The sequence below is a fragment of the Streptomyces sp. genome (assembly GCF_035563135.1).
Lineage (GTDB): Bacteria > Actinomycetota > Actinomycetes > Streptomycetales > Streptomycetaceae > Streptomyces.
The window spans coordinates 1-8,303 of the sequence record NZ_DATMVN010000155.1; the positions used below are offsets into that span (position 1 = coordinate 1).

General features: G+C 72.5%; 8 protein-coding genes. 7 read left to right on the plus strand and 1 reads right to left on the minus strand.

Features of this window, described 5'->3' with window-relative positions; genetic code table 11:
- Nucleotides 1-105: 105 nt before the first annotated feature.
- From VN520_RS06455 to VN520_RS06470, 4 genes are all read left to right on the plus strand, one after another.
- On the plus strand, nucleotides 106-906 hold the full coding sequence (locus VN520_RS06455) for a sugar phosphate isomerase/epimerase family protein (protein ID WP_325745873.1): 801 nt from the start codon (nucleotides 106-108) through the stop codon (nucleotides 904-906).
- A complete protein-coding gene (locus tag VN520_RS06460) occupies nucleotides 903-2,303 on the plus strand; it encodes an MGH1-like glycoside hydrolase domain-containing protein (RefSeq protein WP_414719781.1) in 1,401 nt (466 codons plus the stop codon). Before VN520_RS06455 ends, VN520_RS06460 begins: the two co-directional genes overlap by 4 nt.
- The gene (locus tag VN520_RS06465) at nucleotides 2,300-4,276 is read left to right on the plus strand and encodes a glycogen debranching N-terminal domain-containing protein (RefSeq protein ID WP_325745874.1); all 1,977 of its coding nucleotides are present in this window, start codon (nucleotides 2,300-2,302) and stop codon (nucleotides 4,274-4,276) included. Before VN520_RS06460 ends, VN520_RS06465 begins: the two co-directional genes overlap by 4 nt.
- Before the next feature lie 191 nt (nucleotides 4,277-4,467).
- Entirely contained in the window at nucleotides 4,468-5,079 is a 612-nt protein-coding gene (locus tag VN520_RS06470) for a dihydrofolate reductase family protein (RefSeq protein ID WP_325745875.1), read from the plus strand.
- A 150-nt stretch (nucleotides 5,080-5,229) separates the two neighbouring features.
- Here VN520_RS06470 and VN520_RS06475 read toward each other — a convergent pair whose 3' ends face one another.
- Nucleotides 5,230-5,886 carry a class I SAM-dependent methyltransferase gene (locus VN520_RS06475; protein WP_325745876.1) on the minus strand — a complete coding sequence of 219 codons (657 nt, stop codon included), beginning with the start codon at nucleotides 5,884-5,886 and terminating at the stop codon, nucleotides 5,230-5,232.
- Nucleotides 5,887-6,389: 503 nt separating this feature from the next.
- Here VN520_RS06475 and VN520_RS06480 point away from each other — a divergent pair.
- The 3 genes from VN520_RS06480 to VN520_RS06490 form a co-directional block, all read left to right on the plus strand.
- The gene (locus tag VN520_RS06480; RefSeq protein WP_325745877.1) at nucleotides 6,390-6,908 is read left to right on the plus strand and encodes a toxin-antitoxin system HicB family antitoxin; all 519 of its coding nucleotides are present in this window, start codon (nucleotides 6,390-6,392) and stop codon (nucleotides 6,906-6,908) included.
- Between the two features lie 79 nt (nucleotides 6,909-6,987).
- The gene (locus VN520_RS06485) at nucleotides 6,988-7,830 is read left to right on the plus strand and encodes a DUF4097 family beta strand repeat-containing protein (RefSeq protein WP_325745878.1); all 843 of its coding nucleotides are present in this window, start codon (nucleotides 6,988-6,990) and stop codon (nucleotides 7,828-7,830) included.
- 75 nt (nucleotides 7,831-7,905) lie between these two features.
- The coding region (locus VN520_RS06490) for an ATP-binding cassette domain-containing protein (RefSeq protein ID WP_325745880.1) at nucleotides 7,906-8,303 on the plus strand (398 nt) is incomplete at its 3' end.

The following is an 8,303-nucleotide window of genomic DNA, read 5'->3' on the forward strand; positions in this document are numbered from 1 at the left end:
CGCCCGGCGCATCGCGCGCCCCTGAACCCGGACCCGGCAGCCCGCCCGATCCGTACGCACAGTCAGAACCCCGGAGCGCCCTTCACGGGCGCCGAAAGGCCTCCCATGCTGAAAACCGCCTGCCAGGAACAGCTCCTCCCCGGTGACACGCTCCAGGAGAAATGGGCCTTCGCCCAGGACGCCGGTTACGACGCCGTGGAGCTGCGGTCCAAGGGTGACTTCCACTTCCGTGACCGTCTGCCCGAGCTGAAACAGGCCCTGGCCGACGGAGTGGTCATGCCGACCGTCTGTGTCGACATGCTGCACTTCTTCGCCGCCTTCGACGACGGACTGCGCCGTGACGCGCTGGAGCAGATGAAGTCCCAGCTCTCCGTCGCGGCGGAGATCGGGGCACTGGGAGTCCAGACCCCCGCGTCCTACGGGATGTTCTCGCGCAGGCTCCCCCCGTTCGAGCCGCCGCGCACCGAGGAGCAGGACCGCGAGGTGCTGCTGTCCGGCCTCTCCGAACTGGGCGAGCACGCGCGCCGCGAGGGCGTCACCCTCTATCTGGAGCCGCTCAACCGCTACGAGGACCACATGGTCAACCGGCTGGAACAGGCCGTGGACCTGATCCGCACGGTGGGCCTGGACTCCGTCCGCATCGGCATCGACAGCTACCACATGAACATCGAGGAGGCCGATCCCCCGGCCTCGATCCTGGCGGCAGCCCCCTACATCGGCCATGCCCAGGTCAGCGACTCGAACCGCTTCCAGCCGGGGGCCGGCCACCTCGACTGGGCGTCCTGGACCGGCGCCCTGCACAGCATCGGCTACGAGGGCTACCTCGCCGCCGAGTGCCGGCTCACGGGTGACCCCGTCGCGGCCGTGCGCTCCATCCCCGCGTTCCTCCGGAGGGCCGGCGCGTGACGTCGCTGCTCGAAACCCCCGTGCCCGCCGCCGTCGATCACCTGGCCCTCCGGCGCGGCGCGGCGCGGGTACTGCTCACCAACTGGACGGGTTCCTCCACAGTCCCGTCGCGTGGCCTGTATCCGCACCAGTGGAGCTGGGACTCCGCCTTCATCGCGATCGGGCTGCGCCATCTCTCGGTACGCCGGGCCCAGCGCGAGCTGGAGAGCCTGCTGGGCGCGCAGTGGGCCGACGGGCGCGTGCCGCACATCGTCTTCAGCCCGGCCGTGTCCCTCGACGCGTACTTCCCCAGCCCGGACTTCTGGCGTTCCTCCACGGCCGGCGCCCCGGCGGGCGCACCGGCCGGCACCGAGACCTCCGGCATCGTGCAGCCCCCGGTGCACGCGCTCGCCGCCTGGCTCGTCCACCTGGCGGACCCGGAGACCTCGCGCAGCCGCGGCTTCCTGCCCCGTGTGTACGGCCGGCTCGTGGCCTGGCACGACTACCTCACAGGCCGCCGCGACCTCGGCGGCGGCGGGCTGGCCGCCATGGTGCACCCATGGGAGCCCGGCATGGACAACAGCCCCTGCTGGGACGGCCCGCTCCGGCGCGTGGAGCCGGCCGCCCCCGGTTCGTACCGGCGTGCCGACCTCGACCACGGACAGGCCTCGGAACGGCCCACCGACCTGGACTACGGACGGTATGTGCGGCTGGCCTCCGACTACCGGGACAGCGGCTACACGGACGTGCGGGGCGGGCACGCCTTCGCGGTCGAGGACCCCTGTGTCAACGCGCTGCTGATCGTCTCGGAGCACGCCCTGGCCCGGATCGCCGCCGGGACCGGGGCGGATCCCGCCCCCCACGAGGCGCGGGCGGCCCGCCTCACCTCGGCCCTGGTGGAACGGCTCTGGTCGCCCGCCGACGGTATGTTCCTCTGCCGTGACCTGGTCGGCGGCGAACTGATTCCCGAGCGCAGCGTCGCCGGGCTCGTCCCGCTGATCGTCCCCGGCCTCCCCCAGGACGTGGTGGACGCCCTGCTGGAGACGACGAGGGGCGCCGGTTTCCGTCTCGGCGAGGTCCCGATGGCGCCGTCGTACGACTTCACCGGTCACGCCTTCGACCCCTCCCGCTACTGGCGTGGCCCCGCCTGGTTCAACACCAACTGGCTGCTGGAACGCGGTCTGCGCCAGTACGGGCAGGCCGTCGCGGCGGACGTGCTGCGCGCGGCCATGCTCGACGCCGCCGGCGCCAGTTCCTTCGCCGAGTACGTGGACCCGTTCACGGCCCGGGCCCGTGGCACCCGCTCCTTCGGGTGGACTGCGGCCCTCACCCTCGATCTGCTGGCCGCGGCGCGGTCGGCGGACGGCACCGGCCCCGCCGGTGCGACGAGCGCTCTTCCGATCGGAGTACCCGCGTGAGCGGCACGGCGGACACCACCCTGGTCCGTGCGGGAACCTTCGCCGTCCTCGGGACCGACGGCGGGGTGAGCGGCCGTCGCGGCGCCTCCCCCGACGGTCTGTTCCATCGCGACGCCCGGCACCTGAGCCGGTGGGCACTGACCGTCGACGGTGCCGCGCCTGCCGTGCTGGTGCCGTCGTCCGGCGAGGCGCCCGCACTGTGCGTGCTCACGCCCGCGGGCACCAGGGACGAACCGGCGGCCTACACCGTCTTCCGTGAACAGGCGGTCGACGCGGGTGTCCTGACGGAGTGCCTGCGGCTGGTCAACAACCGTCCCGTCCCGGTCACCGCGCTCCTCTCCCTGACCGCGGACGCCGACTTCGCCGACCAGTTCGAACTGCGCTCCGACAAGCGGCGGTACGAGAAGGCCGGAGTCCTGCGCACGGCCGGTGTCCACGCGGAGGGAGTCACCTTCACCTACGAGCGCGGCGCATGGCTGTCCCGCACGGCGGTGTGCGCGTCCCCCGCCCCGGCGTCCGTGCGGCCCGTCGGCGTGAAGGACACGGCCCACCAGCTGGACTGGCACCTGGAACTGCCGGCCCACGGCACGGCCGAACTCCTGCTCACCGTGACGGCGTACGCCCATGGCGCGCCCGCTCCGGCCCTGGCCGGCTCACCGGCGGAGGCCGTCGCCGAGCAGGTGGCGGACACGTCGGCCTTCGTGGGGGCGCCGCTGCCCATGCCGCCGGACGCACCCGAGGGTCTGGCCGCCGCCTGCGCGCGTGGACTGAGCGACCTGGCGGCGCTGCGGGTTTCCGCCACCGGACCGGACGGCGAGCGCGTCCGCGTGCCGTCGGCCGGTGTCCCCTGGTTCCTCACCCTCTTCGGACGGGACTCCCTGTTCACCTCGCTCTTCGCGCTGCCCTACCGGCCGGAGCTGGCGGAGGGGACCCTGCGCGCCCTCGCGGCGACCCAGGGCCGGGAGTACGACGCCGGACGGGGCGAGCAGCCGGGCCGCATCGTCCATGAGATCCGGCACGGCGAACTGGCTCATTTCCGCCAGGTGCCCTACGGCCGCTACTACGGCTCGGTGGACGCCACCCCGCTCTTCCTGGTGCTCCTCGCCGGCTACACCGAGGCCACGGGCGACCGCGCACTCGCCACCCGCCTCGAGGAGCAGGCGCGGGCCGCCGTGGCCTGGATGTTCCGCGACGGCGGCCTGGACGACGGCGGTTACCTGGTCTACTCGCCCGACCCGCAGGGCCTGGTGAACCAGAACTGGAAGGACTCCGAAGGCGCCGTCTGCTTCCTCGACGGCACCCGGGCCGAGGGACCGACAGCCGTCGCGGAGGCCCAGGGGTACGCGTACGACGCACTGGTGCGCACCGCGCGGCTGGCCCGCACGCTGTGGGACGACGCCCCCTACGCCGACCGGCTGGACAGCGCCGCAGCGGATCTGCGGGACCGGTTCCTGCGGGACTTCTGGATGCCCGGCCCCGGCTTCCCGGCCCTCGCCCTGGACGGCAGGGGCCGCCAGGTCGACTCGCTGGCCTCGGACGCCGGGCATCTGCTGTGGTCCGGCATCCTGGACGGAGGGCACGCACAGCGCGTGGGGCGACGCCTGCTGGAAGCCGACTTCTTCTCCGGCTGGGCCATCCGTACGCTGGCATCCGGTCAGCCCGGATACCACCCCCTCTCGTACCACCGGGGCACGTGCTGGCCGCACGACAACGCGGTCATCCTGCTCGGGCTGGCGCGTTGCGGCCTGGCGGACGAGGCGCGAACGGTCGCCCTCGGTCTGCTGGCGGCTTCTGCACACCACGGTCACCGGCTGCCCGAGGTCATGGCGGGCTACTCCCGCACCCAGCACCCCCGCCCGGTGCCGTATCCCCACTCCTGCTCGCCACAGGCATGGGCGGCGGCGACTCCCCTGGCCGTTCTCACGGCGCTGCGGGAAGGGAGCGGACTTGCGTCCCCCGGCGTCCGGCCGTAGGAACGGGCCGGACGCGGAGGGGCGCGGGAAGGACGGGCGCCGCTCACGCGACGGCCGTCACCCCGGCCGCACGGGGTGCCACGTGGACCGATGAGTTCTCACCTGCCGCGGTGTCCAAGGAGGAGCGGGGACACGCTCGTGCCCCGTGGTGAAGAGGCCGTGCCGCCGACGGCGGAGAAGAGTGGTGCGTGATGAGGCTTGTCGTACAGGAATTCCTGACCCTTGACGGTGTCTCCCAGGGCCCGGGCTCTCCGGACGAGGACCCGAGCGGCGGTTTCGACCGGGGCGGCTGGTTCGTACCGCACCTGGACGAGGAGTTCGAGGAGGTGGCCGCCACCTGGCTCCGCAGGGCGGACGCGTTGCTGTTCGGCCGCCGTACCTACGAGAACTTCGCACGGGACTGGCCGCACATGACCGAGCATCCCCTGGCCCCGGTGATGAACGGCCTGCCCAAGTACGTCGCCTCCCACAGCCTGACGACTGCCGGGTGGAACCCGACAACGGTCCTGAACGGGGACGTGCCTTCCCAGGTCGCCGAGGTGAAGCGGCAGCCCGGCCGGGAGCTGCAGGTCCACGGCAGTTCCCGGCTGGCCCAGTCCCTGCTCGCCGCGGGCCTGGTCGACGAACTGCGGCTCGTGATCGCCCCGGTGGTGGTGGGGCGCGGCCGCAGGCTCTTCCCGGACGGCGGCGCTCCGGCCGGTCTGCGACTGGTCAGCCACAGGACGACACCGCGCGGACTGTCGGTGCACATCTTCGAATCGGCGGGGACCCCCGAACAGGGGGTTTACGGGGCCGGATCCTGACAGGCGCCTCGCGGGCGACACGCCTGCTGCCGACACCGGCGGGCAGAACGGGCACACCGGCGAGCCGTCCGCCGGCGCCGCCTCCCCGGGCTCGGTCACAGGGCGCCGACGGCTGCCCCACGGGGAGCCGGCCCGTGGAACCGCAGGCCCTCAGGGATTTTGCCGTACGAGTGTGTGACGCCAGAACAGTCGGCGTCGCAGCCGTGCACCGGGGAGGACCCTTCCGGCTTCGCGGAGGACATCGCCGAAAGTCATGTCCGCCGGGCGCGCGACAGCCGTCATGGAGACGGGCCGGGGCGAGGGCCGGCCCTTGTTCTTCAGCCACCCCATGGCGGCGTCGGCCGGAACCGCGACGGCGCCGAGCAGGTGGTCCCCGGGAGTCCGGGCGCGGTACAGGCCGACGACCACCAGGGTTCCCCCTGGCGTCAGATGGCGGCGTGAGCGGGCGAGCACCTCTGCGGACGGCAGGTGGTGGATCGCGGCGACGCAACTGATGACGTCGTAGGAACCGGCAGGGAAGCCGGCCGCCGCATCCGCGACGACGAAGGCCATAGGCAGTTCGGCGGGAGTCAGCTCCTGCGCCCGGGCAGTGATCACCGGATCGCAGTCGACCGCCGTCACCGAGGCGGCTCGTCGGGCCAGAAGTCTCGCGAGGTCGCCACTGCCCGAACCGATGTCCAGGGCGCGGCTGCACCGTCTCGGCAGCTGCCGCAGGATCCAGCGGTGGTAACGGGCATTGTGGTCCCAGGGATGAGCAGCGTTGAACCGCCCAAGAGCCCGCAGGGCACGGGGCGACAGCAGCTTCACCCACCCAGTCCGCCAAACCCCGGCAGCGCGCACGCCCTTGTTACGGCACAACGTGCGACCGCCTCCCGGACAATCCGTCGGCCCCGGCCCTGAAGCGATCAGCGCAGCGGTCGCACCGACGCCGCCGTGGCGGACCCAGCCGATTCCGTCGGCCCCACGAGGCCCGGGAACGTACCCCCTTCCTCAGCCGCGCGCCCGCCGTCCGCCTCCGTTCGGTCCGGCCGCGCGGAAACGATCGGCCAGGACGCGTGCGCTTCACGCGCTCCACCCGGCACGGACAGGTCTCTGCCGCCTCACATGACTTCGCATGGCACCGAGTGGCGCCTTCCGGCGCCACTCTCCAGCATTTCCCGCACCGGGGCCCGCTCCGGCAGGCCTGGCACCACACCAGAAACGCCAGGCGACAGTATATTTCCGCAGGCCAGAGCAGCATCCTTCAGAACTTCCCCGGAGATACACCCCACTGCTTGCGTTTGGCACCACAATGGCGCCACAATGGCGCCATGGACCTCACCCCCTACGTCGAGACCCTCCGCCGCGAACTCGCGGTGGCCGCCGAGGCGGGCGGCGACGACGCCCGCGAGCTGGCCGAGAGGCTCACCGCCCCCCTGGAATCGGCTGCCCGGCTGACCATGCTCAACGTGCTCTCGGCCGCCGCGGACGAGATCACCCGCGAACTCGCCCCCGGCTCGGTCGACGTACGGCTGCGGGGGCTCGATCCCGACTTCGTGGTGACACCCCCGTCCATCGACAGCGGCGCTGCCGCAGAGCCGGTTGCGCTCCCCGAACCACCCGGGGCCCCGGCCCCGGCCGACAGCGACGAGGGTGGCACCGCCCGGGTCAACCTGCGCCTGCCCGCCCACCTGAAGGCCCGCGCCGAGGAGGCCGCGGCCCGCGAGGGCCTGTCGGTCAACGCGTGGCTGGTGCGCGCCGTGTCGGCCGCGGTGGACGGCGGCACCCGGCCGCGTACGGCGGAGAAGGCCCGGACGGTCGGACAGAGCTTCACCGGCTGGGTGCGCTGACCGCGCCCGCCCGCACCACTCCACTCACATCACGCCCCATCGGTGGGACGTCCAGCAGACCCAAGAGGACGGGACAGCCATGCCTTCTTTCGACACTCCTGAACCGATCTCGGCCAGAGCACACGTGGAGGCCGGTTCCATCCAGTTCACCGCGGGCGGCCGCCTCGACACCGTCGTCGAGGTGCGGCCGCGGGACCCGAAGAAGGACCAGGACGTACGGACCGCCGACCAGACCGAAGTCACGTACGCGAGCGGTGCACTGATCATCCGGACGCCCAAGCCCGGTCTGTTCGGCCGCACCGGCACCGTCGACGTGACGGTCGAACTGCCCACGGGCTCCCACGTCGACATGACCGGCGCCTGGGCCCAGGTGCTCGGCGAGGGCCGGCTCGGCGAGGTCCGCGTGAAGACCTCCTCCGGCGACGTCCGCCTCGACACGACCGGACCGCTGAAGCTGGCCGCGTCGCACGGCTCGATCACCGTGGACCGGGTCGAGGGCGCGGCCGAGATCACCACCAGCTCCGGCAGTCTGCGCGTCGGGCGCGTCGACGGCCCCGCCGTCCTCAAGAACTCGCACGGCACCACGACCGTCGACGTCGCGACCGGCGAGCTGCGGGTGAGCGGCGCCAACGGTGACATCGAGATCCGGCGCACCGAGGACTCGGTCACCGCCACCACCGCCCACGGCACCCTGCGGGTGGGTGAAGTCGTCCGCGGCACCGTGCAGTTGCAGACCTCATACGGTGCCATCGAGGTCGGTGTCCGGGAGGGTACGGCCGCCTGGCTCGACGTCAGCGCGGGCTCCGGCCAGGTGCGCAACACGCTCACCACGTCCGAGGCCCCGGAGGACTCCGAGGACACCGTCAAGGTCCACGCGCGCACCCGGCACGGCAACATCGACATCCGCCGCGCCAGGGCCTGAGCACACACCCTTCCCCGACCGCCCGACCCCGGTCACTTCACTCTTCGAACGGAGAGCACCATGCCCAGTTCTGTCATGCCCACGTCTAATCGAGCGGGCGGCCCCCTGCCCCCGGACGCAGTCTCCGCGATCGGCCTGCGCAAGTCCTACGGCGACAAGACCGTCCTCGACGGCATCGACCTGCGCATTCCGGCCGGGTCCGTGTTCGCACTGCTCGGCCCGAACGGCGCAGGCAAGACCACCGTCGTGAAGATCCTCTCCACGCTCGTCACCGCCGACGGCGGGCAGGCGCAGGTCGCGGGCCACGATCTCGCCACGTCAGCGGACGGGGCGCGTGCCGGGATCGGTGTCACGGGGCAGTTCTCCGCGGTGGACGGTCTGATCACCGGTGAGGAGAACATGCTCCTGATGGCGGATCTGCACCACCTGCCCAGACAGGAGGGACGGCGGGTGGCCGCCGAGCTGCTGGAGCG